This is a genomic window from Streptomyces sp. NPDC001828 (assembly GCF_042892175.1).
Classification (GTDB): domain Bacteria; phylum Actinomycetota; class Actinomycetes; order Streptomycetales; family Streptomycetaceae; genus Streptomyces.
Genome location: NZ_JBIATV010000005.1, coordinates 167,901 through 193,950 on the forward strand (window position 1 = coordinate 167,901; position 26,050 = coordinate 193,950).

The window sequence follows — 26,050 nt, forward strand, 5'->3', positions numbered from 1 at the left end:
AGCAGAAGGTCGGCACTCGAACGAACAACGCGCGCGACGCCAACCCTGCCTTTCCGCAAGCTGGTTGACGAGTGTCCCCGCCCGGCCCCCACCCCGAGCCCTCGGCCGTCACTTGCCGCGGGTGGGGGTCCTGGCGGACGCCTCGGGATCAGACGCGGGCCATGGCCCTACCGCGCCGGTAGAGCACCCCTCCCCCCAACACGAGCCCAGCGGCCCCGACCCCGGCAGCCACCATCCCGGCCCCCGCCCCGGTCGCGGCAAGCTGCGGCCCGCCCGACACGTGAGCGGCAGCGGGCGGCGCGACCACCCGAGCCGCTGAACGCGAGTGCGGCGCGGCCTGGGGGTACGGGTGCGGCAGCTGAGCGGGGGGTGCGGGGTGCGCCGGCGGCGCGGGGTGGATGGGAGGTGCGGGGTGGGCCGGGGGTGCGTGATGCACCGGGGGTGCGTGGTGCCCGGGCGGGGCCTGGTGGGCCGGGGGTGCGTGGTGCACCGGAGGTGCGTGGTGCACGGGCGGAGCCTCGTGGACCGGAGGTGCGTGGTGCACGGGCGGAGCCTCGTGAACCGGAGGTGCGTGGTGGATCGGGGGGGCCTCGTGAACCGGCGGAGCCTCGTGAACCGGAGGCGCGTGATGCACCGGCGGAGCCTCGTGAACCGGAGGCGCGTGATGCACCGGCGGAGCCTGGTGGACCGGCGGAGCCTGGTGGACCGGCGGAGCCTGGTGAGCCGGAGGCGTGTGGTGCACCGGAGGCGTGTGGTGCACCGGCGGAGCCTGGTGGACCGGAGGCGCGTGATGCACCGGCGGAGCCTGGCGAACAGGCGGAGCGTGATGCACCGGCGGAGCCTGGCGAACAGGCGGAGCCTCATGCACGGGCGGGGCCTGACGGACCGGCGGAGCCTGACGGACCGGCGGGGCGTGATGGACGCGCGGCGCGTGGTGGGGCCGTGGCGCGGGCGGGGTCTCCCCGGGGCCGGACTTGCAGTGGCCGCCCATCGCCGGGTTCATCAGACCCGCCGCACTCGCGGTGTCCCCGCACGCCTGTACCGGCGCATCGGCCGGCGCTCCCGCCGAGTTCCCCGTCAGCACGCCCGGCGAGCCGCTCGTCACGGAGCTCGCCTGGCTGGCGGCGCCCCGCCCGTAATCGCGCCCGTACGAGCCCTCGTCCGGACGCGGGCCCGCGTAGGGACCGCCGTGCTCACCGTATGGACCGCCGTACTCCCCGTACGAACCGCCGTGCTCCCCGTACGCACCGGCGCGGCCGCCCTCGTCCTCGCCCGCCCGCTCGGCCACCCCGTCGGCCGCCCGTTCCGCCGCGCTCTCCACGGCCGGCGAGACCGTCTCGCAGTGGTTGCCGAACGAGGGGTTGAGCGCTCCGACCGGATCGACGGAGTTCCCGCATGCCTGGACCGGGACTTCCACCGGCGCCGAGATCGAGTTCCCCGACAGCAGGCCCGGTGAGCCCGAGGTCTCGCCGTCCGTGGTGGCGGCCTGGGCGTAACTGCCGCTCATCGAAAGGACACTCGTGGCTGCCACGGCAGTAAACAGGGTCTTGCTGATGACCTGGCGCAATGGGCTGTCTTCCGTGTCGCAGGGAAAAACTGGAGGAAAACCGGAGGGAAAACCAACTTTGGGGCGTGCGGAGGGCACGCCCCAAAATCGGAGTGGAGAGTCCTGGTGCTACATCACTTGTTGATGCAGGTGTTGCCGAACGCCGGGTTCAGCAGCGCGATCACGTTGACGGTGTTGCCGCACAGGTTGATCGGCACGTGGACGGGGACCTGGAGCAGGTTGCCCGACAGGACACCGGGGCTGCCGACGGCCGCACCCTTGGCGCCGGCGTCCGCGAACGCCGGGGCGGCCGCGCTACCCGCGGCGATGACCAGACCGGTCAGAACCGTCGCAGCCTTCATGTACTTCACGTGTGTTTCCTTCCCTCAGTCAAAAAGTCGCGCAACCAGTCGTTGCTCACGGCGCGTTGCCAGAGCTTTCGCCCAAGGAGCCGCTGACAACGTGGTAACGACTGATCCGGGCAAAGGAAACCGAATGGGAAGTGCCCCGCCGAGTTCCTCACCCAAATGGCAGGAGGTAACGCCCCGCACTCTTACGCGCTTTCCCTGAAAGATATTTGACGCAAAAAAACTCGGGCTGCCACGCTCCCCGGAGGGGACCGCGACAGCCCGAGCGGCTACGTACGAGATCAGCCGTTCGCGGCACCGTTGCCGGACAGGACCGGGATCTGGTCCAGGATGTGCGAGAGCGGCTCGTCGCCCTTGGCCTGGGTCGAGTTCTCGGTGCACTGCTGGTTCTGCGGGGCCGAGAGGACCGGCACGTCCTGGAGGACGGTGACCGGCACGAGGCCGACCAGGGACGCCAGGTTGGCCTTGACCGGAACACCGAGGCAGGGCTTGTTCAGCGTGCCCTGGACCAGGGACAGCTGGGGGCTCATGTCGCCGTCGGTCTTCGAGTTGCCGAAGGCCTGCTTCGCGCCGTTGCCGCTGAGCGAGGTCGTGCCGCCGTGGTCGCCGATGGCCATGGCCGGGGAGGCCAGCATGGCGGAGGCGCCGACGAGCGAAACGGTGGCAGCGGACGCGGCCATAACCTTCTTGAGCATGGTCTTCCCTTTTCTTGGTGGAGAGCACGTGCAGTACCGCGCTCTTATTCCACTGCGCCGTACTACTGCCTGGTCAACTTCGCCGCACTGGTTTGGTTCCGGCGCTTCACCCGAACGGTTCCGCAAGAGGCGTCAGGATGCCGAACAATGCCCCGAACGCAACGCCGGAAAGCCGCGATCGGTTCTCCATATAATCCCAGCCTGGAATCGCCGCAGGAACCCGGAAGGTCGCATTTTCGTACGGCCGAAAGAGTGAAGGGCAGAAACCAATCCTCGGTGCGGCCAGTTGGGCAGGTGGCTCCGTATGGGGCATCCACCAGAAAGGGACCAGCGTGATCAAGAAGGCTATGGCGGCAGCAGCCGTCGGCGTGTCCGTCGTCGGCGCGTCCGCGGCGATGGCGCCGCAGGCGATGGCGATCGGCAATGGCGGCGGCACCAGCTCGGTCAGCGGCAACGGCGCGATGCAGGCGTACGGGAACTCCTCCACGTACGGCAACATGAGCCCGCAGATCGGCCTGATCCAGGGTTCGTTCAACAAGCCCTGCATCGCCCTGCCGGCCAAGGCGAACCTGGCCTCCCTCGTGGGTCTCGTGCCGGTCACCGTGCTCCAGGACGTGCCGATCCTCTCCGCGCCGCAGACCCAGCAGTGCACCGAGAACTCGACGCAGGCCAAGGGCGACGAGCCGCTCTCCCACATCCTGGACAACATCCCGGTGCTGTCCGGCAACGGTGCCGCGAACCACTGAGACCAGGGTTCCCAGGACAGCCGGACCGCTGTCAATCCCTTCGGTGGTCCGGCACCCTGATTTCCACGGCCGGATCGCCGGTGAATTCCGGCGATCCGGCCTTTTGCCGTGCTTGGCATTGCTCGGCACCCGACGGCGTAATTCAGCCCGCTTTACGTCGGCCAGCAGGAACCGTTGACGATTTCGTTCCATTCCCAGTCGGGGCGGCCAGGCACCGTACGCCCTTCTGCGGCCCAGGAACGCACCAGGCCCGCGTAGAGGGGCTCGGCCGCCGCCTCGCTCTCGAATCGTCGACGGGTGATCGGGATGAAAGTCTGCCGGCGCCAGGCACCCTGCGTCTCAGTCATGTTTCCTCACCATCGGTCGTGGTGACTGCCTAATACCACGGCCGGGCGGATTTGAATTCCGCAATGCTCTGTCCGGGGGACAGGGCGCAACTTAAAGAGATTCTTTCCGTTTCTCTTCACAGATCCCCGTCAGTGGAATCAGACCAACAGGAGTAGACATGCAGAAGTTGTGGTCGGCCGCAGCCGTCGCCGCAGCCGTTTCCGGTGTCGCGATGATGGCCGCGCCGCAGGCGATGGCGATCGGGGACGACGCCGGTACGACGTCGCTCAGCGGCAACGGCAGCGAGCAGGCCTTCGGCAACGCCAAGACCGAGGGCGACATGAGCCCCCAGATGACCCTGGTCTCGGGCTCCCTGAACAAGCTCTGCGCCGGCGTCCCGGTCAAGGCCAACCTGGCGTCCCTGGTCGGCCTCGTGCCGGTCACCGTCCTCCAGGACGTGCCGATCCTCTCGGCGCCGCAGAACCAGCAGTGCACCGAGAACTCGACCCAGGCCAAGGGCGACGAGCCGCTCTCGCACATCCTGGACCAGATCCCGGTCCTGTCCGGCAACGGTGTCGGCAACGGCTGAGCACCAACCGCCTGAACGACGGCCGGTCCCGGGTCACCCGGGGCCGGCCGTTCGCCGTGGTCAGGCCAGCACCTCGTCGAGCAGCACCGCCCACTGCGCCACCACCCGCTCACGGCGGGCCGCGTCATCGGTCAGCAGATTCGCGAGGCCCAGGCCGCGGGCCATGTCGAGGAAGCCCTGCACCGTCTCCCGCACGCCCGGCACCGACTCGTCCGCGCCGAGGAGTTCCACCGCGATGCGGTGCGATTCACGGCCCACCTTCGCCTCCAGGTCGGTCACCCGGGCGTGCAGCTGCGGCTCGTTGGCGGCCGCGACCCACAGGTGCAGCGCGGCCCGGAACAGCGGGCCGGTGTACAGCCCGACGAGCCCGGCCACGACCTCCCCCCGGTCCCTGCGGTCCAGGGCCCGCAGCGCGAACGAGCGCTGCTCGGCGACGTATTCGACCGCCGCCGTGAACAGGTCCTCGCGGGTCGGGAAGTGGTGCTGGGCCGCGCCCCGCGAGACCCCTGCGCGCTCGGCGACCACGGACACCGTCGAGCCCGCCCAGCCGTGCTCGGCGAGGCAGGCGACCGCCGCCTCCAGAAGGCGCTGCCGGGTGGCCCGGCTGCGGTCCTGCTTCGGGGTCTTCGGTGGGGTCACAACACCCATGCGGGGTCCCGTCGTTCGAGGAAGGCCGTCACTCCCTCCCGCGCCTCGGCGGAGGCGAAGAGGGACGCCGAGCGGGCGGTCAGCTCCTTCGACCAGCGGTCGAAGGTCTCGGACACGGTAGCCGTGACCAACGCCTTCGAAGCGGCCAGGCCCTCGGGGGAGGACCGGCGCAGCCCGTCGAGGACCGGTTCCAGGGCCGCGTCGATGCCGTCGTCGGTGGCGACGGCCAGCGTGACGAGCCCGGTGCGGGCCGCCTCCGCCGCGTCGAACCGCTCGCCCGTCAGGTAGTAGCGGCTCGCGGCGCGCGGATCCATGCGGGGCAGCACCGGCATGGAGATCACGGCGGGTGCGAGGCCGAGCCGCGCCTCGGTGAACGCGTACGAGGAGCCGGGTCCCGCGACCGCGATGTCGCAGGCGGCGAGCAGGCCGAGGCCGCCCGCGCGGACGTGTCCCGTCACCCGCGCCACGACCGGTTTGGGCAGCTCCACCACCGTACGCATCAGGGCGACGAAGGCCTCCGGGTCGGGCGGCGCCTTCAGGTCGGCGCCCGCGCAGAACGTGTTGCCGGTGTGGGTGAGCAGCACGGCCCGTACGCCCGGATCGCCGGCGCTGTGCGCGAGCGCCGCGCCGAGCTCGGCCACCAGGGCCGCCGACAGGGCGTTGCGGTTGGCGGGCGAGTCGAGGGTGAGGGTGGTGATGCCCCGCTCGTGGGTCTCCTGGATGACTGTCACGCCCGTCCCTTCCACCGCTGCTGTCGGCCGCTCCGGTTCATGCCCGGTCCTTCTCTCGCTGTCGCAGTTCACGCCGCAGGATCTTGCCGGACGCGGCCCGGGGCACGCTCTCGACGAACTCCACCCGGCGCACCTTCTTGTACGGGGCGACGCGTTCGGCGACGTACGCCGTCACCTCGTCCGCGTCGAGGTCCGGCGCCCCCGCCTGGCGTACGACGAAGGCCTTGGGCACCTCGTTGCCGTCGGCGTCGTACACGCCGATGACCGCCGCGTCCGCTATGGCGGGGTGGGTGAGCAGGAGCGCCTCCAGGTCGGCGGGGGCGACCTGGAAGCCCTTGTACTTGATGAGTTCCTTGACCCGGTCGACGACGTACAGCCAGCCGTCCTCGTCCACGCGGCCGACGTCGCCGGTGTGCACCCAGCCGTCCGCGTCGATCATGTCGGCGGTCTCCCCGGGCCGGCCGAGGTAGCCCTTCATGACCTGGGGGCCGCGGATCGCGACCTCGCCCTCCGCGCCGGGTTCGGCGTCGCGGGCCGGGTCGTCGAGGCGCAGGATGCGCATCTCGGTGGACGGAATCAGTTTGCCGACCGCGCCGGGCGGCGGGTCAGGGGTGGCCAGCGGGACGGTGTGGGTGCCGGGCGAGAGCTCGGTCATGCCGTACGCCTGACGTACCGGCGGCAGCTTGAGCCGGGCCGAACAGGCCGCCGCCAGACGGGAGTCGAGGGGGGCCGCCGCGCTCATGACGTACTCCAGGGAGGACAGGTCGTACTGGGCGACCGCCGGGTGCTTGGCCAGGGCGAGCACCACGGGCGGGGCGACGTACAGGCCCGTGATGCGGTGCTTCTCGATGGCGCCGAGGAACTGGTCGAGGTCGAAGCGCGGCAGCACCACGACGGTGGCGCCGCAGCGCAGGGGCGCGTTCATGAGCGCGGTCATGCCGTAGATGTGGAAGAACGGCAGGACGGCGAGGATGCGGTCGCCGGACACCATCGGGACCAGCGGGTGGAGCTGGGCCAGATTGGTGGCGATGTTGCGGTGGGTGAGCATGACGCCCTTGGGGACGCCGGTGGTGCCCGAGGAGTACGGCAGGACGGCGATGTCCTCGGCGGGGTCGAAGGTGACGGCGGGCTCGGGGGCGTCGGAGGTCACCAGGTCGTGGACGACCGAACGGTGGCCCTCGGCCCGGTCGCAGACGAATATCTCCTCGATGCCGCCGACGAGTTCGGCCGCCCGGCGAGCGGTCTCCAGGAGCGGGGACACGGTGACGATCCAGCGTGCCGAGGAGTCCTTGAGCTGCTTGGCGAACTCCTCGGGCGTGCTGAGCGGATGCACGGTGGTGACGGCGGCCCCGGCCCGGCTCGCCCCGTGGAACACCACCGGATAGAGGATCGAGTTGGGGCTGTGCAGGGCGAGGACGTCACCCTTGCACAGCCCGGACGCGGCCAGCGCGGCCGCCAACTTCCGGTGCCAGACGTCGATTTGGGCATACGTGATGGCGGTCGCGCCGCTCGGGTCCGTGCCGTCGACGAGGGCGACGGTGTCGGGGTAGGTGGCGGTCGAGCGGGCGAGCACCGCCTCGTGGATGGGCTCGTCGACGACGGACACGTCGGCGTACTCGCTGCGGAAGACGCGGGGCGCGCTGGGCGCGGGAACGGCGGGGGAGTCCATGGAGGGGTCTCCTAGTACGGCTGAGGGGACTTGTCGAGGCCCGGAGGACTTGTCGAGGCCCGAAGCACTTGTACGGGCCGGAGGACTTGTCGAGGCCCGAAGCACTTGTACGGGCCGGAGGACTTGTCGGGGCGCGCGGGCAGCGCGCGGCCCGCGCGCCCCGCGAAGCGGTCAGTACGACTTGGGGAGACCCAGGGACTGGTGGGACACGTAGTTGAGGATCATCTCGCGGCTGACCGGCGCGATCCTGGCCACGCGGGCGGCCGTGATGAGCGAGGCGAGCCCGTATTCGCGGGTCAGGCCGTTGCCGCCCAGGGTGTGGACGGCCTGGTCGACGGCCTTCACACAGGCCTCGGCGGCCGCGTACTTGGCCATGTTGGCGGCCTCGCCGGCCCCGATGTCGTCCCCCGCGTCGTACAGCGCGGCCGCCTTCTGCATCATCAGACGGGCCAGTTCGAGCTCGATGTGCGCCTGCGCGAGCGGGTGGGCGATGGCCTGGTGGCCGCCGATGGGGAGCTTCCACACCTGGCGCGTCGTGGCGTAGTCGACGGCCTTGGCGAGCGCGTAGCGGCCCATGCCGATCGCGAACGCGGCCGTCATGATCCGCTCGGGGTTGAGGCCCGCGAACAGCTGGAGCAGACCCGCGTCCTCGTCACCGACGAGGGACTCGGCGGGCAGCCGCACATCGTCCAGGACGAGCTCGAACTGCTTCTCCGCCGCCTGGAGTTCCATGTCGATCTGCGAGCGCTGGAAGCCGGGGGTGTCGCGCGGCACGATGAAGAGGCAGGGCTTCAGGCTGCCGGTGCGAGCGTCCTCGGTGCGGCCGACGATGAGGGTCGCGTCCGCTATGTCGACGCCGGAGATGAAGACCTTGCGGCCGTTCAGGATCCAGCCGTCGCCGTCACGCCGTGCGGTGGTGGTGATGCGGTGCGAGTTGGAGCCGGCGTCGGGCTCGGTGATGCCGAACGCCATGGTGAGCGTGCCGTCGGCGAGTCCCGGCAGCCAGGTCCGCTTCTGCTCCTCGGTGCCGAAGCGGGCGATGACCGTGCCGCAGATGGCGGGCGAGACCACCATCATCAGGAGCGGACAGCCCGCCGACCCCAACTCCTCCAGAACGATGGACAGTTCGGCCATGCCGCCGCCCCCGCCGCCGTAAGCCTCGGGCAGGTTGACGCCGAGGTAGCCGAGCTTGGCGGCCTCCGACCACAGCGCCGCGCGGTCGAAACCGCGGCCGTGCCGGGCGCCGAGCGCGGCGACGGCGGCCCGCAGATCCTTGTTCTCCTGGCTTTCGATGACACCGCTCATGCTTCTTCGGCCTCCGATACGACAACGGCGAGCAGGGCACCGACCTCGACCTGGCGGCCGGGGACGGCGTGGAGCGCGGTGAGCGTGCCGGAGGCGGGAGCGATGACGCGGTGCTCCATCTTCATGGCCTCCAGCCAGAGCAGCGGCTGCCCCGCCCGGACGCGGCAGCCTTCCTCGACCCCGTCGGCCACCCGCACCACGACCCCCGGCATGGGGGCGAGCAGTGAGCCGGGCGCGACGAGGTCGCTGGGATCGGTGAAACGGGGGTGGGCGGTGAGGGTGTGACACCCGGAAGCGGTGTCCACATGGACGGTGTCGCCGTAGCGATCGACCGTGAACTCCCTTACCACGCCGTCGATTTCGAGGCGTACGCGACCGGGCTCGGCCGAGTCGAGCCGCACCTGCGGATGGCCGTCCGCTTCGAGGCCCCGGCGGGTGAGGCGGTAGCGGACCTCGTGTTCGCCGTACCGCTTGACCTGTGGCTGGGACGGCACATTGCGCCAGCCGCCGCCGAACCGGCCGCGCCGCGACGCCGCGTCGGCGAGGGCGGCTGCGAGGGCCGCGTGGTGCGCGCCGGGGAGGGGGGCCGTGAGTTCGGGGAGGTTGCGGTCGTAGAAGCCGGTGTCCAGGCGGGCGGCGTCGCGGTCGGCGAAGTCGGGGTGGCGCAGGGAGCGTACGAGCAGGTCGCGGTTGGTGGCCGGGCCGTGGATGCGGGCGCGTTCGAGGGCGCGGGCCAGCTTGCGGGCGGCTTCGGCGCGGGTGGGGGCGTGGACGACCGCCTTGGCGAGCATGGGGTCGTAGTGCACGCCGACGGTGTCCCCGCAGGCGTACCCCTGGTCCAACCGGACCCCGTCGACGGCCAGTTGACGGATCGTGCCGGTCTGGGGCGCCCAGTCGGCGGCCGGGTCCTCGGCGTAGAGGCGGGCCTCGATGGCGTGGCCCCGGGGAGCGGGCGGGGCGGCCGGGAGGGCCTCGCCTTCGGCGATGCGGAGCTGGAGGGCGACCAGGTCGATGCCGAACACGGCCTCGGTGACGGGGTGTTCGACCTGGAGACGGGTGTTCATCTCCAGGAAGTGGGCCCTGCCGTCCGCGACCAGGAACTCCACGGTCCCGGCGCCCCGGTACTCGGTGGCCTTGGCGGCCCGTACGGCCAGGGTGTGCAGCTCGTCGGTCAGGTCCGGCCCGAGCCCGGGCGCCGGAGCCTCCTCGATGACCTTCTGGTGGCGGCGCTGGAGGGAGCAGTCACGGGTGCCGAGGACCCAGACCGTGCCGTGGGCGTCGGCGAGGACCTGCACCTCGACATGGCGCCCGCCCTCGATGTACGGCTCGACGAACACGTCCCCGTCGCCGAAGGCACTCAGCGCCTCGGCGCGTGCGGCCACCAACTCGCCTTCCAGTGCTACGAGTTGACGGACGACCCGCATGCCGCGCCCGCCGCCTCCGGACGTGGCCTTGATGAGCAGGGGAAGGTCGGCCTCGGCGACATCGGCCAGGTCCAGGGGCGGCAGCCCCATGAGGTGCTTGGCCCGGGTCTTGGAGGCCATGGCCTCGATGGCCTCGGCCGGCGGCCCGATCCAGACGAGCCCGGCGCCGGTGACCGCGCGCGCGAAGTCGGCGTTCTCGGAGAGGAAGCCGTACCCCGGGTGCACGGCGTCGGCGCCGGCGGCGAGGGCGGCCTTCACGATGAGGTCGCCGCGCAGATACGTCTCGGCGGGCGTGGCCCCCGGCAGCCGTACGGCGCTGTCCGCCTCCCGCACGTGCAGGGCACCCGCATCCGCGTCCGAGAACACGGCGACGGTGGCGATGCCCAGGTCGCGGCAGGTGCGGAAGACGCGGCAGGCTATCTCGCCCCGGTTGGCGACGAGCACCGACTTGATCATGGCTTTCGGCTCGGTCATGGCCCTCACATCCGGAAGATGCCGAAGCCGCCGCGGGCGCCTTCGACGGGAGCGGTGTGGATCGCCGACAGGCACAGGCCCAGGACGGTCCTGGTGTCGCGGGGGTCGATGACCCCGTCGTCGTACAGGCGCCCCGACAGGAACATCGGCAGCGACTCGGCCTCGATCTGCTGCTCGACCATCGCGCGCAGGCCGGCGTCCGCGTCGTCGTCGTACGGCTGCCCCTTCGCCTGCGCGGAGGCCCGGGCCACGATCGACAGGACGCCGGCGAGCTGCTGCGGCCCCATGACGGCGGACTTGGCGCTGGGCCAGGCGAACAGGAAGCGGGGCTCGTACGCCCGCCCGCACATCCCGTAGTGACCGGCCCCGTAGGAGGCGCCGACCAGCACGGACAGATGCGGCACCTTGGAGTTGGACACCGCGTTGATCATCATCGCGCCGTGCTTGATGATGCCGCCCTGCTCGTACTCCTTGCCGACCATGTAGCCGGTGGTGTTGTGCAGGAACAGGAGCGGGATGTCCCGCTGGTTGGCGAGCTGGATGAACTGCGCGGCCTTCTGCGACTCGGCGGAGAACAGCACGCCCTGCGCGTTGGCGAGGATGCCGACGGGATAGCCGTGCAGCTCGGCCCAGCCGGTCACCAGGCTCGTCCCGTACAGCGGCTTGAACTCGTCGAAGTCGGAGCCGTCCACGATGCGGGCGATGACCTCGCGCGGGTCGAACGGCGTCTTCAGGTCCTCGGGGACGATCCCGAGCAGCTCCTCCTCGTCGTACTTGGGCGGCTCGGCGAGACGGGCCGGATCCGGGTGCGCCTTGCGGTGGTTGAGGCGGGCGACGATGCGGCGGGCCTGGCGGATCGCGTCCCGCTCGTCGACGGCGAAGTGATCGGCGAGCCCGGAGGTACGGGCGTGCATCTCGGCGCCGCCGAGCGACTCGTCGTCGCTCTCCTCCCCCGTCGCCATCTTGACGAGCGGCGGTCCGCCGAGGAACACCTTGCTCCGCTCCCGGATCATCACCGTGTGGTCCGACATGCCGGGGATGTACGCGCCACCGGCCGTGGAATTGCCGAAGACGACGGCGATGGTGGGGATCCCGGCGGCGGAGAGCCGGGTGATGTCCCGGAAGATCGCGCCGCCCGGGATGAAGATCTCCTTCTGCGAGGGGAGGTCCGCGCCGCCGGACTCGACGAGGCTGATGCAGGGGAGGCGGTTGGTGTACGCGATCTCGTTGGCGCGCAGTGCCTTCTTGAGCGTCCAGGGATTGGACGCGCCGCCGCGCACGGTGGGGTCGTTGGCGGTGATCAGGCACTCGACACCCTCGACGGTGCCGATGCCGGTGACCATCGAGGCGCCCACGGGGTAGTCGCTGCCCCACGCCGCGAGCGGGGACAGCTCCAGGAAGGGGGTGTCCTCGTCGAGCAGCAGCTCGATGCGCTCGCGGGGCAGCAGTTTCCCGCGCCGCCGGTGCCGCTCGGTGTACTTCTCACCACCGCCGGCGAGGGCCTTCGCGTGCTCCCCCTCCAACTCGGCCAGCTTGGCCCGCATGGCTGCGGTGGCCTGCCGGAACTCGGGGGTGGTGGGGTTGAGGGTGGTGGGGAGGGTGGGCATGGGACTCCTTGGGGGGCTTGGGGGGAGGCTCCTTGGGGGGTGCGGGTGGGGGCGCCTGCGGCGGGCGAGTTCCCCACCCCGCCCCTTCCCGAGACCCTCCGGGGGAAGTGGTTCGGCTGCGGACCGTGCGTGGCTGGTCGCGCCCACGCGGCGGAGCCGCATATGTCACAGCCCCGCGCCCCTAAAGGCCTTGGTGCGGGCCCGCGTCGGGGCATTTCAGCCCGTCATGGGGGTCCCCCCGGCCCTTGAGGCCTTGGGGGAGTTTGAGGACGAGCGCCCTCAAGGCGCGAACGGGGTCTGGGGCGGAGCCCCGGGGGTCTTCCACCCCCGGAGGGTCTAGGGAAGGGGCGGGGTGGGGAGTGACTCACCCCAGCAAATCCACCGGCACCGCGACGACCCTCCCCCGCAACCACTCCCCCACCCCCTTCCCCTGAGGATCGAACCGCGCCTGCGAAGCGACCCCCTCCCCCAACAACCCCTCCACCAAGAAGTTCAGCGCCCGAAGGTTCGGCAGAACATGCCGGGTGACGTTCAACTCGCCCACCTCGGGCAGCAGTTCACGCAGCGCGTCCACGGTGAGCGCATGCGCCAGCCACGCCCACGCCGCCTCCGACCGCGCCCACACCCCCACGTTCACGTCCCCGCCCTTGTCCCCGCTCCGAGCCCCCACGACCGCCCCCAACGGCACCCGCCGCGTCGGCCCCGAGGGGTCGAACGGAGGAAGGGCCGGCTCCGGGACCGGGCCGAGGGCGGTGCTGCGGGGAGCGGGAGGTATCAACTCCCTTACGCCGTCCGCCAGTACGGCGACCTGTGTGACCGAGCCCGCCGCCACGTACTCCGCCGAGAACACCCCGTACGGCGCCCCCTTCGACGGCGGGGCCGTCACATGGAAGCCGGGGTAGCTGCCGAGCGCCAGCTCGATGGCGGCGCCGCTCACCACACGGCCCACCGCCTCGGGGTCGGCGTCGCGCACGACGAGCCGCAGCAGCGCACTCGCGCACTCCTCGGTGGACGCGTCCGGCCGGTCCGTGCGGGACAGCTCCCAACTGACCACCGCAGGACGGGATTTGGCGTGCTCGAAGGCGTCCTCGATCTGCGCCCGCACCAGATCGGCCTTCGCCTCGATGTCGAGCCCGGTCAGCACGAACACGACCTCGTTGCGCCAGCCGCCGATCCGGCTGATCCCCGCCTTGAGGGTCGGCGGCGGCGCCTCGCCCCGCACCCCGGTGATCCGCACCCGGTCGGGACCGTCCTGGTCGAGCCGTACGGTGTCGAGCCGCGCGGTGACATCGGGCCCGGCGTACCGGGCGCCGGACGTCTCGTACAGGAGCTGGGCCGTGACCGTGCCCGTGTCGACGAGGCCGCCGGTGCCGGGGTGCTTGGTGATGACGCACGAGCCGTCGGCGTGGACCTCGGCGAGGGGAAAGCCGGGGCGGACCAGATCGCGGCTCGGAACGTCGGTGAAGAAGGCGTAGTTCCCGCCGGTGGCCTGGGTTCCGCACTCCAGGACGTGCCCGGCGACGACCGCGCCGGCCAGCGCGTCGTAGTCCTCGGGCCCCCAGTCGAACCACCATGCGGCGGGGCCGGTGACCAGTGCGGCGTCCGTGACCCGCCCGGTGACGACGACGTCCGCCCCGCCGCGCAGGCAGGCCGCGATCCCGCCGCCGCCGAGGTAGGCGTTGGCGGTGAGCGCGCCCTCGGGCAGCGGCAGCGCGTCCCCCTCGACGTGGGCGACCCGTACGGGGACGCCCACGCGTGCGCTCAACTCCCGCACGGCGGCGGCCAGTCCGGCCGGGTTGAGCCCGCCGGCGTTGGCGACGATCCGCACTCCGCGCTCCTGGGCGAGCCCGAGGCACTCCTCCAGCTGGCGCAGGAACGTCCTGGCGTACCCGAGCCGTGCGTCGCGCAGGCGGTCGCGGCCGAGGATGAGCAGGGTGAGTTCGGCGAGGTAGTCGCCGGTCAGGACGTCGAGGGGGCCGCCGGTCAGCATCTCCCGCATGGCGTCGAACCGGTCGCCGTAGAACCCGGAGGCGTTCCCGATGCGCAGTATTCGCCCGCCCTCGCTCATCGGTCCGCCTCGGCGGTACGGGGCGGGCGGCCGGGTCCGGCGGGGCCCGCGAAGGCCTGGGCGATGTCGAGCCAGCGGTCGGCGTCCGGGCCTTCGGCACGTACGGCCGTGTCGTCGCGGTGCAGCCGCTGGGTGACCAGCAGGCAGAACTCCAACGCGTCGCCGGTGACGCGCTGTTGGGCGTCCTCGGGCCCGTACGCCCAGAGGCCGTCGCCGTCCGGCGCGGTGAGCTCGACCCGGAACTCCTCGGCCGGGGGCGTCAACCCCCGTACGGCGAAGGCGTAGTCGCGGGCGCGGATGCCGATGCGAGCGACGTGGCGGAGCCGGCCGGTGGGGCGGCGGGTGCGGCCGAGGGCGTCGAACACGTCCTGGCCGTGCGCCCAGGTCTCCATCAGGCGCCCGGTCGCCATCGACGCGGTGGACATGGGCGGCCCGTACCAGGGAAACCGCGCCCCAGCGGGGGCCGCCCGCAGCGCGTCCTGGAGCTGGACGCGACTGTCCCGCCACCAGGAGAGCAGCTCGGCGGGCGGGAGCAGGGCGCCCGCCTCGGCCCCGTCGTCCACGAAGGTGTCCGGCGCGGCGGCGGCCTTCTCGACCTCGGCCGCGAAGGCTTCGGGGTCGGTGACGGAGAGCAGGGCCGCGGTGTCGGTCCAGGCGAGGTGGGCGACCTGGTGGGCGATGGTCCACCCCGGCGCGGCGGTGGGCGTGGCCCACTGGGCCGGGCTCAACTCGCCGATCAGCACGTCGAGTTCGCCGCCCTCGGCACGCAGATCGTCAAGTACGGCTAGCACGGCGTCGGTTGGACCGGCCGGTTCGGACACGGTGCGCTCCCCTCCGGGACAGCGGACAGTGGACAGCGGGTGTGCCCCGGAGCATGGCAGTCGGCCACGAAACAAGCAAGCGTGCTTGCATGTATTTTCGGCCGCGGACGGGACGCCTTGGCGAGCGTCAAGATCTCTCGGGTCACGGCCTTGTCCCAGGCGCCCTGGAGAGGGAGTTGGCGGCGAAGGGCGGCGGAAACCACCGTCCCGCCCGGGCCGTGGCACGCCCCCCGGCGGCGACCAGCACGGAGAGCCGCGCCTGTGAGACGACTGTGCGTGTAACAGGAATGTCTTAGGCGGCGGGCGGGAGGAACGGTTCGCCGGGCCGTGTGGTCCTGTTGGGCACAAGCGTTCGCTGGTACCGACCCGTACCGAGCGGCCCGTACAGCCAACCGATACTGAGGAAGAATCGATGCGCGTTCGCAAGCTCACCTTCGCAGCCCTGGCCGTCGCCGCGGGTCTCTCGCTCACGGCCTGCCAGAGCGACGACGGCTCCACGGCGCAGAACGACCCGTCGGCCCCCTCCACCGCGGCCGCCTCGGGCGGCGGTTCGGGCTCGGCGGGCGCGAACGCGGGTACGGGGGCGAGTGCGGGCACGGGCTCGGACCAGGGCAGCGGCAAGGGCACGGGCGGGACCGGCGGCAAGGGCACGACGGCCGGAACCGGCTCCAGCGGATCCGGCTCCGGCGGCAGCGCCAAGGGCGGCAAGTGCCGCACCGGCGACTTGAGCATCACGGCGAAGGACGCCACGGTCGGCGGCGACGCGGAGCGCACCGTGGCCGTGGAGTTCAACAACACCAGCGGCCACGACTGCATGGTGTCCGGGTTCGCGGGCGTCGACCTGAAGACCAACTCGGGCACCATTTCGGCCAAGCGGACGGGCGAGTCGGCCACCCCGTACACCCTCAAGAACGGCAAGTCGGTCTACTTCGGCATCACGTACCCGGTCAACGACACGGGCGGCTCCGGCATCCGCATCACGGGCCTGCTCGTGACCCCGCCCGGAGAGACGAAGACGGTCACCCTGGCCTGGCCGGGCGCCTCCTCGCTCCCCGTCACGGAGAGCGGCGGCACCCCGGTCAAGGTCGGCCCCATCGGCAGCGCGGGCCAGGGCGGCGCGAACTGACCCAAGAATCCCGCCCGAACGGCCCCGCCCCGCGCGGGCCGGACGCGGCCGGGGCCGGGCGGGGGCTGAGCCACAGGGGGGCGCAGCCCCCGCCGGTCGTGGGGGGCGCGGGCTCTGGGGGCTGTGCCCGGGGGGGGTCGGCCGGAGGTGACCGGCCCGGGGCGTGGGCGGGGCCGGGGGTGCGGCCAGGGTGGGGGCGGGTGGGCAGACGCCGTCGGGGCCGCGCCGAGGGGGCCGGCACGGGGAACGCCCTCCGGTAAGGGAGCCACCCCGCCGCACCCGGAGCTAACCCGAGACCACCCGAATCTGCGTCCGCACCGCCCCCATACTCGCCCCGATCACCAGCCCGATCGCCAGCGCCTGGGGCCAGGACAGCGCCTGGTTCAGGATGAGGAAGCCGGCCGTCGCCGCGATCGCCGGCTCCAGGCTCATCAGGATCGCGAAGGTCGATGCGGGCAGGCGCCGCAGGGCCAGGAGTTCCAGGGTGTACGGCAGCACCGAGGACAGGACCGCCACGGCCGCGCCGAGCGCCATCGTGGAGGGGACCAGGAGTTTGCCGCCGGCCTGCGCGATGCCGATCGGCAGGAACAGCACCGCCGCCACCGCCATGGCGAGGGCAAGCCCGTCGGCCTGCGGGAACCTCCGGCCCGTACGCGCGCTGAACAGGATGTACACCGCCCAGCACGCCCCCGCCGCGAGCGCGTACGCCGCGCCGACCGGGTCCAGGCTGTCGAAGCCGCCCCCGCCGAGGAGCACGACGCCCGCGAGGGCGAGCGCGGCCCACAGGACGTTGACCAGGCGCCTGGACGCGAACACCGAAAGGGCCAGCGGGCCGAGCACCTCCAGGGTGACGGCGACGCCGAGCGGGATGCGGTCGACGGCCTGGTAGAACAGCCCGTTCATGCCCGCCATCGCCACGCCGAACGCGACGACCGTGCCCCAGTCCGCCCGCGAGTGCCCCCGCAGCTTCGGCCGGCAGACCAGCATCAGCACGACCGCCGCCGCCACGAGCCGCAGCGTGACGACTCCGGCGGCCCCCGCCCTCGGCATCAGCGTGACGGCCACGGCCGCCCCGAACTGCACCGATATGCCGCCCGCCACCACCAGCGCCACCGGACCGAACGCCGCCCGGCGCCCGCCCCGGCCCGACGCCTTCAGCGCACCGGCAGCCTCCGGCACGGCGACGGCGGCCGCCGCGACCGGCTCCGCCGCACCCGCGCCCTTGACCGGATTCACCGGCGCTCACCTCAATCGGCCCCTGAGGGCTAGTTCATTACATTGGACTTATGGATTTAGTATTCTGCACCCACTCCCTGCTCCGCAACCGCCTTTTCGACGGTGGGCGCAGTGGCTCCCTCCCTCCAATGTAAGCGGGCCGTGTAAGCGGCACCCCCGCCCGGTACCCCTCACCCCTCGCCGCCAAGGCCCTCCGCGAGCACCTCCGCGAGATGCCTCGCCCGGTGGCCCGCCAGCTGGGCCAGCTGCGTACGGCAGGAGTAGCCGTCGGCCAGGATCTCCGTACCGGGAGCGGCGGCCCGTACCGAAGGGAGCAGCTGGTCCTCGGCGCAGGCCAGCGACACCTCCCAGTGCCCGCGCTCGAACCCGAAGTTCCCGGCGAGACCGCAGCACCCGCCGCTCAGCTCCCCCGCCAGGCCGGCCCTCTCGCGCAGCCGGCGTTCGGCGGCGTCACCCAGGACCGCGTGCTGATGGCAGTGGGTCTGCCCGGCCACGGGCCGGTCGAGGCGCTGCGGACGCCAATCGGGCGCGCACTCCTCCAGCGCCTCCGCGAAGGTGCGTACCGAGGCGGCGAGCCGGGCCGCACGGGGGTCGTCGGGGAGCAGCTCGGGCAGGTCCGCGCGCAGGGCCGCCGCACAGCTCGGTTCGAGTACGACCACGGGACGGGCCTCCTCGCCCCCCGCACCCAGGTACGGCTCCATCGCGTCCAGGGTGTGGCGCAGCACCACCTTCGCGCGGTCCAGCTGTCCGGTGGACACATAGGTGAGGCCACAGCAGACCCGGCCCGCCGGAAGCTCCGCCTCGATCCCCGCGTCCGACAGGACGCGCAGCGCCGCCCGCCCCACCTCCGGGGACAGGTGGTTGGTGAACGTGTCCGGCCACAGGAGCACCGCCGCCCCGCCCGGCACGGGCCGACCGCGCAGCCCGCTCAGGAACGTGCGCGGCGCCAGCGGCGGAATCGCACGCTCCGGGGCGATGCCCGCGAGCCGTTTCGCGAATGCCGCGAGCGGCCCGACCCGGGCCGCCGCGTTCAGCGGACGGGCCAGCGGCGCGGCGAGCCGCAGCCACTCGGGGAGCCGTCCCAGGGCGTAGTGGGCGGCGGGACGGCGGCGCCCCTCGTAGTGGTGGTGCAGGAACTCCGCCTTGTACGTGGCCATGTCCACGCCCACCGGACAGTCACTGCGGCAGCCCTTGCAGGAGAGGCAGAGGTCCAGCGCGTCCCGCACCTCCGACGACCGCCACCCGTCCGTGACCACCTCGCCCGCCAGCATCTCGTGCAGCAGCCGCGCCCGCCCCCGCGTCGAGTGCTCCTCCTCGCCGGTCGCCCGGAAGGACGGACACATGACGTCCCCCGAACCGCTCTTGCTGGTACGGCATTTGGCGACGCCCACACATCTGCGTACCGCCGCCGAGAAGTCGCCGCCGTCGTCCGGGTAGCCGAACTCGACGTCCACCGGGCGCCCGGGCAGCACCTCGAAGCGCAGGTTCTCGTCGAGGCGGGCCGGGCGGGCCAGGACGCCCGGATTCAGGATGCCGTCCGGGTCCCAGAGGTCCTTGAACTCACCGAACAGGCCGACCAGTTCGGGCCCGTACATCTTCGGCAGCAGTTCGGCGCGCGCCTGCCCGTCGCCGTGTTCGCCGCTCAGCGAGCCGCCGTGGGCGACCACCAGGTCGGCGAGGTCCTCGGAGAACGCGCGGAAGCGTCCGATCCCGGCGGGGGTGAGCAGGTCGAAGTCGATGCGGACGTGGATGCAGCCGTCGCCGAAGTGCCCGTACGGGGTGCCGTGCAGACCGTAGGAGTTCAGGAGAGAGCGGAACTCCCGCAGATACGGGCCCAGTTGGGCGGGCGGCACCGCGCAGTCCTCCCAGCCGGGCCACGCCTCGGTGCCGTCGGGCATCCGGGTCGCGGTGCCCGCCGCGTCCTCGCGGATCCGCCACAGCGCACGCATCCCGGCCGGGTCGCTCACCACGAGGGAGTCCAGCGCCCCGCCGCGCCGGGCCAACTCCCCCGCCCGGGAACGCGCTTCGGCCTCCGTCGCCCCGCCGGTCTCGACGAACAGCCACGCCCCGCCGCGCGGCAGACCCGCCCCGCCCCGCACCCGTACGAGATCGGCGGCCATGCCCTCCACGGTCAGCGGGCCGTGCGGAAGCAGGGCCGGGGCCGCTTCGGCGGCCGCGCTCTCGTCGGCGTAGCCGAGTACGGCCAGGGCTCGGGCCTGCGGGGACTCCACCAGGCGTACGGTCGCCTCGGTGACCACGCCGAGCGTGCCCTCGCTGCCGCAGAACGCCCGGGCCAGGTCGGCCCCGTGCTCGGGGAGCAGGGCGTCCATCGCATAGCCGGAGATGCGGCGCGGGAGGTCCTGGGGGTAGCCGGTGCGGAGGGCTGACAGATGACGGATGACGAAATCGCGTAGCCCAACAGGCGATGTCGAGTTCTGCCAGCCCCGCGCCAGGCGGTGCGTCCCGCCCCCCGCGCCCACGACCGTCAGCTCGTGGACGTTGTCCGCCGTGGTCCCCCACGCCACCGAATGCGCCCCGCACGCGTTGTTGCCGATCATCCCGCCGAGCGTGCAGCGGCTGTGCGTCGAGGGGTCGGGGCCGAAGGTGAGGCCGTGGGGTGCGACCGCGTCCCGCAGCACGTCGAGCACAACTCCCGGCTGCACCACGGCCGTTCGGGTCGCCGCGTCCACCGAGACGAGCGAGCGCATGAAGCGGGTGAAGTCGAGCACGATCCCGGTGCCGGTGGCCTGGCCCGCGATCGAGGTGCCGCCGCCGCGCGGCACCACCGGCACCCCGTACGTCCGGCAGACGCCGAGGACCGCCGCCACGTCGTCGGCGTCGCGCGGGGCGACCACGCCGAGCGGCACCCGGCGGTAGTTCGAGGCGTCCATCGTCGTCAGGGCGCGGGCGGTGACCCCGAGGTCCACCCGGCCCCGCACCACCCGCGACAACTCCCGCTCCAGCTCCCGCGAAAGCCCCCGCTCCGGCCCCCGTCCCCCCGCCCGCACCCCGCCGGATCCGCGCCCGGGGCCGTGCCCCGAGCCGCGCTCCGAGTCACGCCCGGAGCCGCGCCCCGAGCCGCGTTCGGACTTCGGTCCCTGCCCCTTCGCCGCATCTTCCATGGGGCCCAGGATGCCCCCGCCCACCCCTGGTGCGCGGGCACCACGACGTCACTCCGCGCATGTCCTGAAACCGCCAGGATGACCTGAATGCGCCTGGCCAACGGTCCCAATGTGCGGGAATGTTCACCAAGAACTATCCAATTCGATCACCAACTCTCCTATAGTTGCCCCTCGTTCCCTGTGAGACAGGAACGGCACCTTCCCTTTCACCCGCCATAAGCGCTGTAAGGCATTGATCGATGACGGCGTCGCCCTCCCCCATCCGCCCCTCCGCGCTGGCCCTGTTGATCACCGCGGTGGTCACCGGCGCGTTCTGCACGGCGGCGGTGGTCTCGGCCGAGCCGGGCTCCCGTGCCGTACTCGCCTGGAGCCTCGCCATCGCGGCCGCCCTGCTGAGCGCCGGCGCGTACGCCGTGACGCACAGCGTGCTGCGCAACCGCGTCCTGCGTGAGCGCCTCGCCGCGCTGAACGCCCAGATCGGCGCGCAGGAGGCGAACGCCGCCCGGCGCAGCGCCGACGCGGTGCGCCTGGACGCGGCCCATGCCGCCGAGCGAAAAGCCCTGCTCGCCGCCCACGCCGCCGAGCTGCGCCGCGCGGAGTCCGCGCGCGCCGCGGCCCTCGCCGCCACCGCCAACGCGGCCGGACGCATGCAGGCGCTGGCCACCGGCATGCTCGCCGACCTGCGCGACATGGAGCACCGGCACGCCGACGAGGAGGTGCTGGGCGACCTCCTGCACCTCGACCACCGCACCGCGCAGGCGGGCCGTCTCGCGGACTCCATCGCCGTACTGACCGGGGCCCGTTCGGGCCGCCGCTGGGCACGCCCGATCGTGATGGAGTCCATCCTGCGCGGCGCCATGGGCCGCATCGGCGGCTACCAGCGGGTGCGCCTGCACTCCACCAGTGACGCGGCCGTCGCCGGGCACGCCGCCGAGGGCGTCATGCACGCGCTCGCCGAACTCCTCGACAACGCGGCCAACTTCTCGCCGCCGACCGCCGAGGTCCACGTGTACGTGGAGGAGGTGCCGGCCGGGGTGATCATCACCGTCGAGGACAGCGGTCTCGTCATGAGCGACGTGCAGCTGCGCCGGGCCGAACAGGCCGTCTCCGGACGCCTTGCGGACCTCGCGGGGCTCTCCGGGACCCGGCTCGGCCTCGCGGTCGTCGGCCGGCTCGCCCGCAAGCACGGCCTCACCGTGTCGTTCCGGCCCTCCGCGCGCGGCGGCACCGGCGCCCTGATGCTGCTCCCGCACGAGCTGGTCACCCATGTCGCCACCACGCCCGCGGCGGCCCCGGCCGCGCCCGTCCTCGACGTACCGCGGGACCTGCTGCCTCCGGAGCCCGCCACGGCGGAGTCCGGGACCCCGGCCGCGACCCGGGCAGCCGCTCAGGACAGCGAGCCGGAGACCGCTCACGAACCGGCCGCCGAGCCCGCGTCCGGCACCACCGCCCGCCCCGCCACCGCCACCCCCGGATCCGGCGGCAACGGCAGCGAGACCAGTGGCGAATTCCCGGAGTTCGGCGAGAGCGGGCTGCCCAGGCGCAAGCGCGGCCGGGCGCTCGCCGCAGCCCATCCCGAGGGGCCCGACGCCCCGGCGGCCCCGGCCCGCGCCGCGGCCGCGGCCTCGGACGCGGCCGCCCGCTTCAGCAGCTTCCGCCAGGCCGTACGCGCGAACTCCCCCACCCCGGAAGGCAACTCCGAATGACCGGCACCACCACCGACGAGAAGCTCAACTGGCTCCTGGAGAACCTGCTCCAGCGCACTCCCGGCGCCCGTCACGCGCTCGTCCTGTCCCGTGACGGCCTCAAGCTGTGCCGTACGCCGGAGCTCTCCGTCGACCAGGCCGACCAGCTCGCCGCGATCGCCGCGGGCATCCAGAGCCTGTCGCACGGGGCGTCCATGGAGTTCGGCGACGGCAGCGGCGGGGTGCGCTCCGCGATGGCCGAGTTCTACGGCGGCATCCTGTTCATCGTCGAGGCCGGCGAGGGCGCGCACCTCGCGGTGGTCGCCGCCGAGGACGCGGACGCCGGGCTCGTCGGGCACAACATGTCCGAGCTGGTGGAACAGCTCGGCGAATACCTCAGCGCCGAGCCGCGGGCATGAGCCGGCCGGGCCGGGACGACTCGCCGGACCGGCTCTACACCCTCACCGGCGGGCGCAGCCGCTCCGGCTCGGACGCCTTCGACCTGGTCACCCTGGTGGTCACCGAGTCGGAACCGGCACCGGGCATGCAGTCCGAGCACGCGGCGATCCTGCGCATGTGCCGCTTCCCGACCGCGGTCGTGGAGATCGCCGCCGAGCTCGGCCTGCCCGTCACGGTGGTCCGCATCCTGCTCGCCGACCTGCACGACACGGGCCGCATCAGCGCCCGCCACCCGCGCACCGCACACCGCCTTCCCGACCCCGACATCCTGGAGCAGGTGCTCGTTGGCCTCCGAAATCTCTGAACGGCCCGCCCTCGCGGGGACCGCCGACAACGGCCTGAAAATCGTGGTCGTCGGTGGTTTCGGCGTCGGGAAGACGACCATGGTGCGCTCGGTCAGCGAGATACGTCCGCTGAACACCGAGGAGACCATGACCAAGGCGGGCGAGGCCGTGGACGACCTCGACGGGGTCCGCACGAAGACGGCCACCACCGTCGCCTTCGACTTCGGCCGCATCACCCTGGACGCGCGCAACGTGCTGTACCTGTTCGGCGCGCCCGGCCAGGAGCGGTTCTGGTTCCTGTGGGACCGCCTGTTCGCGGGCACGCTCGGCGCGGTCGTCCTCGTCGACACCCGGCGCCTCGCCGACTCCTGGTACGCCATCGACCGCCTGGAGCACCACGGCACGCCGTTCGTCGTGGCGTGCAACGACTTCGGCGGGCCCGCGCACACCGAGGCCCAGGTGCGCGAGGCGCTCGACCTGCCGGCCGAGGTGCCGCTGCTGCGCTGCGACGCCCGCGCCCGCGAGTCCAGCAAGACCGTCCTGATCGCCCTCGTGGAACACCTCGCACGCCTGCGACAAGCACCGGAGCTCATACCGTGACGTGCCCCATCCCCGCCCCCGTCCCGCTGAGCGGCCCCCGGTTCCAGACCGAGCCGAACGAGCTGTACCGCGACCTGCGGCGCGACCACGGCGCCGTGGCGCCCGTGGTCCTGGACGGCGACGTGCCGGCCTGGCTGGTGCTCGGCTACCGCGAACTGCACCAGGTCACCAGCGACCCCGCGCTGTTCTCGCGCGACTCCGACCTGTGGAACCAGTGGGACCGCATCCCGGCCGACTGGCCGCTGCTGCCGATGATCGGCCGCAAGCAGCCGTCGATCCTGTACACGGTCGGCGAGCGCCACCGCGAGCGGGCGGCGATGGTCTCCGACGCCCTGGAGGCCGTCGACCCCTTCGAACTGCGGGCGCACGCCGAGCGGTTCGCGGACGAGCTGATCGACGCGCTGTGCGGCGCGGGCGGCTGCGACATCGTCGGCCAGTACGCGATGCTCCTGCCGGTACGCGTCCTGGCCCGGCTCTACGGGTTCGCCGACGAGCAGGGCCCGGGCCTGGTCACCGCCATGAACGACATGATCAACGGCCGGGAGGGCGCCCTGGAGGGCCAGCGCCACCTCGCCGAGTCGATGTACGCGCTGCTGACCGCGAAGCAGGTCGAGCCGGGCGAGGACGTGGCGTCCCGGATGCTCGCCAACCCGTACGGCTTCACCGTCGAGGAGGTCGGCCAGGACCTGATGGTGATGATGGCCGCCGGCCACCAGCCCACCGCCGACTGGATCGGCAACTCGCTGCGCCTGATGCTCACCGACGACCGGTTCGCGGCCTCGCTCGCGGGCGGGCGGCACAGCGTCGGCGAGGCGATGAACGAGGTGCTGTGGGAGGACACGCCGACCCAGAACGTGGCGGGCCGCTGGGCCGCCCGCGACACCCGCCTGGGCGGCCGGCACATCCGGGCCGGCGATCTGCTGCTTCTCGGCCTGGCCGCGGCCAACGGCGACCCTCAAGTGCGCACCGACGCGGGCGCGTTGACCGGCGGCAACAGCGCGTTCTTCTCCTTCGGGCACGGCGAGCACCGCTGCCCCTTCCCCGCGCAGGAGGTCGCCGAGGTCATCGCCCGGACCGGGATCGAGGTGCTGCTCGACCGGCTGCCGGACGTCGATCTCGCTTCCGCCGCCGGGGAGTTGACCCGGCGCCCGTCCCCGTGGCTGCGGGGCCTGACCGAGCTTCCCGTGACGTTCACTCCCACTCCCGCCCTTGGAGCAGCCAGATGAGCAGCCCGTCGCAGTGCCCCGTGGACCACAGCGGTGCCATCACCCTCGACCCGTTCGTCGCCGACCTCGACGCCGAGAGCGCGGCGCTGCGCGCGGCCGGCCCGCTGGTACGCGTCGTGCTGCCGGGCGGGGTGGCCTGCTACTCGGTGACGCACCACGCGGAGGCCCGCAAGCTCCTGACCGACCCGCGTCTGGTCAAGGACATCGACGTGTGGGGCGCGTGGAAGCGCGGCGAGATCCCGCAGGACTGGCCGCTGATCGGGCTCGCCAACCCGGGGCGCTCGATGCTGACCGTGGACGGCGAGGAGCACCGCCGCCTTCGCGCGCTCGTCGCGCAGGCGCTGACCGTGCGCCGGGTCGAGCGGCTGCGGGCCGGCATCGAGGCGCTCACCACGTCGATGCTGGACCGCCTCGCGGCCCTGCCCGAGGGTGAAGTCGTGGACCTGAAGGCGGAGTTCGCCTACCCCCTGCCCATGAACGTGGTCAGCGAACTGATGGGCGTGGACGCGGCCGACCACCCCCGTCTGAAGGCCCTGTTCGAGAAGTTCTTCTCCACGCAGACGCCGCCGGAGGAGGTGCCGCGGATGATGGCGGACCTCGGGGAGCTGTTCGCGGGGATCGTCGAGTCCAAGCGGCGCGAGCCGGGCGACGACCTGACGAGCGCGCTGCTCGCCGCCTCCGAGGACGGCGACCACCTCAGCACGGAGGAGATCACCAACACCCTCCAGCTGATGATCGCGGCGGGGCACGAGACCACGATCAGCCTCATCGTGAACGCGGTGGTGGCGCTGGAGACGCATCCCGGGCAGCGCAAGCTGGTGCTCGAGGGGGCGGTGCCGTGGGAGAACGTCATCGAGGAGACCCTGCGGTGGTCGACGCCGACCTCGCACGTGCTGTTCCGCTTCGCGACGGAGGACGTCGTGGTGGGGGACCGGGTGCTTCCGGCGGGTGAGGCGCTGATCGTCTCCTTCGGGGCGATCGGGCGGGACGAGGCACAGCACGGGGCGACGGCGGGGGACTTCGATGTGACCCGCGCGCCGAACCGGCACATCTCCTTCGGACACGGCCCGCACGTCTGCCCCGGCGCGGCGCTGTCCCGCCTGGAGGCGGGGGTGGCCCTGCCGGCCCTGTACGCCCGCTTCCCCTCCCTGAACCTGGCGGTCCCGGCGGACGCCCTGCGCAACAAGCCGATAGTGACCCAGAACGACCTCTTCGACCTCCCGGTCCGGCTGGGCTGAGCCCGCGGCCCCTGGAGTACCCCGGTGGCTTCGCCCCCGCCCCGTTGTTCGTCTGC

General features: G+C 72.5%; 23 protein-coding genes. 9 read left to right on the forward strand and 14 right to left on the reverse strand.

The window, feature by feature from the left end; all coding sequences use genetic code 11:
• Positions 1 to 148 precede the first annotated feature (148 nt).
• The 3 genes from ACFYZA_RS17125 to ACFYZA_RS17135 form a co-directional block, all read right to left on the reverse strand.
• The gene (locus tag ACFYZA_RS17125; protein ID WP_388491544.1) at positions 149 to 1,507 is read right to left on the reverse strand and encodes a chaplin family protein; all 1,359 of its coding nucleotides are present in this window, start codon (positions 1,505 to 1,507) and stop codon (positions 149 to 151) included.
• A 173-nt stretch (positions 1,508 to 1,680) separates the two neighbouring features.
• Entirely contained in the window at positions 1,681 to 1,908 is a 228-nt protein-coding gene (locus ACFYZA_RS17130; protein WP_382582688.1) for a chaplin, read from the reverse strand.
• Between the two features lie 287 nt (positions 1,909 to 2,195).
• Positions 2,196 to 2,609: a rodlin gene (locus ACFYZA_RS17135; RefSeq protein ID WP_388491207.1), complete on the reverse strand. Its 414-nt coding sequence runs from the start codon at positions 2,607 to 2,609 to the stop codon at positions 2,196 to 2,198.
• Between the two features lie 332 nt (positions 2,610 to 2,941).
• On the opposite strand from ACFYZA_RS17135, the gene ACFYZA_RS17140 reads away from it, so the two are divergent.
• Complete coding sequence (locus ACFYZA_RS17140; protein ID WP_388491209.1) at positions 2,942 to 3,355, forward strand: rodlin; 414 nt, start codon at positions 2,942 to 2,944, stop codon at positions 3,353 to 3,355.
• Positions 3,356 to 3,507: 152 nt separating this feature from the next.
• Here ACFYZA_RS17140 and ACFYZA_RS17145 read toward each other — a convergent pair whose 3' ends face one another.
• Positions 3,508 to 3,702 carry a hypothetical protein gene (locus ACFYZA_RS17145; RefSeq protein ID WP_382582102.1) on the reverse strand — a complete coding sequence of 65 codons (195 nt, stop codon included), beginning with the start codon at positions 3,700 to 3,702 and terminating at the stop codon, positions 3,508 to 3,510.
• Between the two features lie 158 nt (positions 3,703 to 3,860).
• Here ACFYZA_RS17145 and ACFYZA_RS17150 point away from each other — a divergent pair, with 158 nt between their 5' ends.
• On the forward strand, positions 3,861 to 4,271 hold the full coding sequence (locus ACFYZA_RS17150; protein ID WP_382582105.1) for a rodlin: 411 nt from the start codon (positions 3,861 to 3,863) through the stop codon (positions 4,269 to 4,271).
• A 60-nt stretch (positions 4,272 to 4,331) separates the two neighbouring features.
• Here the strand turns inward: ACFYZA_RS17150 and ACFYZA_RS17155 are convergent, their stop codons facing one another.
• The 8 genes from ACFYZA_RS17155 to ACFYZA_RS17190 form a co-directional block, all read right to left on the reverse strand.
• Positions 4,332 to 4,919 carry a TetR/AcrR family transcriptional regulator gene (locus tag ACFYZA_RS17155; RefSeq protein WP_382582107.1) on the reverse strand — a complete coding sequence of 196 codons (588 nt, stop codon included), beginning with the start codon at positions 4,917 to 4,919 and terminating at the stop codon, positions 4,332 to 4,334.
• Positions 4,907 to 5,650, reverse strand: a complete 744-nt coding sequence (locus ACFYZA_RS17160) for an enoyl-CoA hydratase family protein (RefSeq protein ID WP_388491213.1) — start codon at positions 5,648 to 5,650, stop codon at positions 4,907 to 4,909. Before ACFYZA_RS17160 ends, ACFYZA_RS17155 begins: the two co-directional genes overlap by 13 nt.
• Before the next feature lie 37 nt (positions 5,651 to 5,687).
• The gene (locus tag ACFYZA_RS17165) at positions 5,688 to 7,319 is read right to left on the reverse strand and encodes an AMP-binding protein (RefSeq protein ID WP_388491215.1); all 1,632 of its coding nucleotides are present in this window, start codon (positions 7,317 to 7,319) and stop codon (positions 5,688 to 5,690) included.
• 171 nt (positions 7,320 to 7,490) lie between these two features.
• Positions 7,491 to 8,624 carry an acyl-CoA dehydrogenase family protein gene (locus ACFYZA_RS17170; protein ID WP_382582116.1) on the reverse strand — a complete coding sequence of 378 codons (1,134 nt, stop codon included), beginning with the start codon at positions 8,622 to 8,624 and terminating at the stop codon, positions 7,491 to 7,493.
• Positions 8,621 to 10,504 (reverse strand): acetyl/propionyl/methylcrotonyl-CoA carboxylase subunit alpha, encoded by a 1,884-nt coding sequence (locus ACFYZA_RS17175; protein WP_388491548.1) that lies wholly within the window; start codon positions 10,502 to 10,504, stop codon positions 8,621 to 8,623. Before ACFYZA_RS17175 ends, ACFYZA_RS17170 begins: the two co-directional genes overlap by 4 nt.
• 23 nt (positions 10,505 to 10,527) lie before the next feature.
• Positions 10,528 to 12,129: an acyl-CoA carboxylase subunit beta gene (locus ACFYZA_RS17180; protein ID WP_388491216.1), complete on the reverse strand. Its 1,602-nt coding sequence runs from the start codon at positions 12,127 to 12,129 to the stop codon at positions 10,528 to 10,530.
• Between the two features lie 364 nt (positions 12,130 to 12,493).
• Positions 12,494 to 14,197, reverse strand: a complete 1,704-nt coding sequence (locus tag ACFYZA_RS17185) for an acyclic terpene utilization AtuA family protein (protein ID WP_388491217.1) — start codon at positions 14,195 to 14,197, stop codon at positions 12,494 to 12,496.
• Positions 14,194 to 15,018, reverse strand: coding sequence for a TIGR03084 family metal-binding protein (locus ACFYZA_RS17190; RefSeq protein WP_388491219.1), 825 nt, complete (start codon positions 15,016 to 15,018; stop codon positions 14,194 to 14,196). Before ACFYZA_RS17190 ends, ACFYZA_RS17185 begins: the two co-directional genes overlap by 4 nt.
• 412 nt (positions 15,019 to 15,430) lie before the next feature.
• Between ACFYZA_RS17190 and ACFYZA_RS17195 the strand changes: the two genes are divergently transcribed.
• A complete protein-coding gene (locus tag ACFYZA_RS17195) occupies positions 15,431 to 16,144 on the forward strand; it encodes a DUF4232 domain-containing protein (protein WP_388491221.1) in 714 nt (237 codons plus the stop codon).
• A 285-nt stretch (positions 16,145 to 16,429) separates the two neighbouring features.
• Here the strand turns inward: ACFYZA_RS17195 and ACFYZA_RS17200 are convergent, their stop codons facing one another.
• On the reverse strand, positions 16,430 to 17,380 hold the full coding sequence (locus ACFYZA_RS17200; protein WP_382582130.1) for a DMT family transporter: 951 nt from the start codon (positions 17,378 to 17,380) through the stop codon (positions 16,430 to 16,432).
• Positions 17,381 to 17,550: 170 nt separating this feature from the next.
• Complete coding sequence (locus tag ACFYZA_RS17205) at positions 17,551 to 20,502, reverse strand: FAD-binding and (Fe-S)-binding domain-containing protein (protein ID WP_388491224.1); 2,952 nt, start codon at positions 20,500 to 20,502, stop codon at positions 17,551 to 17,553.
• A 239-nt stretch (positions 20,503 to 20,741) separates the two neighbouring features.
• On the opposite strand from ACFYZA_RS17205, the gene ACFYZA_RS17210 reads away from it, so the two are divergent.
• The 6 genes from ACFYZA_RS17210 to ACFYZA_RS17235 are packed head-to-tail and all read left to right on the forward strand — an operon-like array spanning position 20,742 to position 25,994.
• Positions 20,742 to 22,208, forward strand: a complete 1,467-nt coding sequence (locus tag ACFYZA_RS17210) for a sensor histidine kinase (RefSeq protein ID WP_388491226.1) — start codon at positions 20,742 to 20,744, stop codon at positions 22,206 to 22,208.
• Positions 22,205 to 22,606 carry a roadblock/LC7 domain-containing protein gene (locus ACFYZA_RS17215; RefSeq protein ID WP_100573913.1) on the forward strand — a complete coding sequence of 134 codons (402 nt, stop codon included), beginning with the start codon at positions 22,205 to 22,207 and terminating at the stop codon, positions 22,604 to 22,606. The genes ACFYZA_RS17210 and ACFYZA_RS17215 overlap by 4 nt, the downstream gene beginning before the upstream one ends.
• Entirely contained in the window at positions 22,603 to 22,950 is a 348-nt protein-coding gene (locus ACFYZA_RS17220; protein ID WP_382582139.1) for a DUF742 domain-containing protein, read from the forward strand. The genes ACFYZA_RS17215 and ACFYZA_RS17220 overlap by 4 nt, the downstream gene beginning before the upstream one ends.
• Positions 22,931 to 23,530 carry an ATP/GTP-binding protein gene (locus ACFYZA_RS17225; RefSeq protein WP_382582142.1) on the forward strand — a complete coding sequence of 200 codons (600 nt, stop codon included), beginning with the start codon at positions 22,931 to 22,933 and terminating at the stop codon, positions 23,528 to 23,530. The genes ACFYZA_RS17220 and ACFYZA_RS17225 overlap by 20 nt, the downstream gene beginning before the upstream one ends.
• Positions 23,527 to 24,756: a cytochrome P450 gene (locus ACFYZA_RS17230; protein WP_382582144.1), complete on the forward strand. Its 1,230-nt coding sequence runs from the start codon at positions 23,527 to 23,529 to the stop codon at positions 24,754 to 24,756. The genes ACFYZA_RS17225 and ACFYZA_RS17230 overlap by 4 nt, the downstream gene beginning before the upstream one ends.
• Positions 24,753 to 25,994: a cytochrome P450 gene (locus tag ACFYZA_RS17235; protein ID WP_382582147.1), complete on the forward strand. Its 1,242-nt coding sequence runs from the start codon at positions 24,753 to 24,755 to the stop codon at positions 25,992 to 25,994. The genes ACFYZA_RS17230 and ACFYZA_RS17235 overlap by 4 nt, the downstream gene beginning before the upstream one ends.
• Positions 25,995 to 26,050: the final 56 nt, after the last annotated feature.

Excerpts from the sequence above, each read along its gene's own strand:
- ACFYZA_RS17210 (WP_388491226.1), top strand. The coding sequence starts at position 20,742 with ATGACGGCGTCGCCCTCCCCCATCCGCCCCTCCGCGCTGGCCCTGTTG.
- ACFYZA_RS17125 (WP_388491544.1), bottom strand. The coding sequence starts at position 1,507 with ATGAGCGGCAGTTACGCCCAGGCCGCCACCACGGACGGCGAGACCTCG.
- ACFYZA_RS17175 (WP_388491548.1), bottom strand. The coding sequence starts at position 10,504 with ATGATCAAGTCGGTGCTCGTCGCCAACCGGGGCGAGATAGCCTGCCGC.
- ACFYZA_RS17180 (WP_388491216.1), bottom strand. The coding sequence starts at position 12,129 with ATGCCCACCCTCCCCACCACCCTCAACCCCACCACCCCCGAGTTCCGG.
- ACFYZA_RS17220 (WP_382582139.1), top strand. The coding sequence starts at position 22,603 with ATGAGCCGGCCGGGCCGGGACGACTCGCCGGACCGGCTCTACACCCTC.
- ACFYZA_RS17185 (WP_388491217.1), bottom strand. The coding sequence starts at position 14,197 with ATGAGCGAGGGCGGGCGAATACTGCGCATCGGGAACGCCTCCGGGTTC.
- ACFYZA_RS17165 (WP_388491215.1), bottom strand. The coding sequence starts at position 7,319 with ATGGACTCCCCCGCCGTTCCCGCGCCCAGCGCGCCCCGCGTCTTCCGC.
- ACFYZA_RS17130 (WP_382582688.1), bottom strand. The coding sequence starts at position 1,908 with ATGAAGGCTGCGACGGTTCTGACCGGTCTGGTCATCGCCGCGGGTAGC.
- ACFYZA_RS17170 (WP_382582116.1), bottom strand. The coding sequence starts at position 8,624 with ATGAGCGGTGTCATCGAAAGCCAGGAGAACAAGGATCTGCGGGCCGCC.
- ACFYZA_RS17195 (WP_388491221.1), top strand. The coding sequence starts at position 15,431 with ATGCGCGTTCGCAAGCTCACCTTCGCAGCCCTGGCCGTCGCCGCGGGT.
- ACFYZA_RS17235 (WP_382582147.1), top strand. The coding sequence starts at position 24,753 with ATGAGCAGCCCGTCGCAGTGCCCCGTGGACCACAGCGGTGCCATCACC.
- ACFYZA_RS17135 (WP_388491207.1), bottom strand. The coding sequence starts at position 2,609 with ATGCTCAAGAAGGTTATGGCCGCGTCCGCTGCCACCGTTTCGCTCGTC.
- ACFYZA_RS17155 (WP_382582107.1), bottom strand. The coding sequence starts at position 4,919 with ATGGGTGTTGTGACCCCACCGAAGACCCCGAAGCAGGACCGCAGCCGG.
- ACFYZA_RS17205 (WP_388491224.1), bottom strand. The coding sequence starts at position 20,502 with ATGGAAGATGCGGCGAAGGGGCAGGGACCGAAGTCCGAACGCGGCTCG.
- ACFYZA_RS17215 (WP_100573913.1), top strand. The coding sequence starts at position 22,205 with ATGACCGGCACCACCACCGACGAGAAGCTCAACTGGCTCCTGGAGAAC.
- ACFYZA_RS17145 (WP_382582102.1), bottom strand. The coding sequence starts at position 3,702 with ATGACTGAGACGCAGGGTGCCTGGCGCCGGCAGACTTTCATCCCGATC.
- ACFYZA_RS17150 (WP_382582105.1), top strand. The coding sequence starts at position 3,861 with ATGCAGAAGTTGTGGTCGGCCGCAGCCGTCGCCGCAGCCGTTTCCGGT.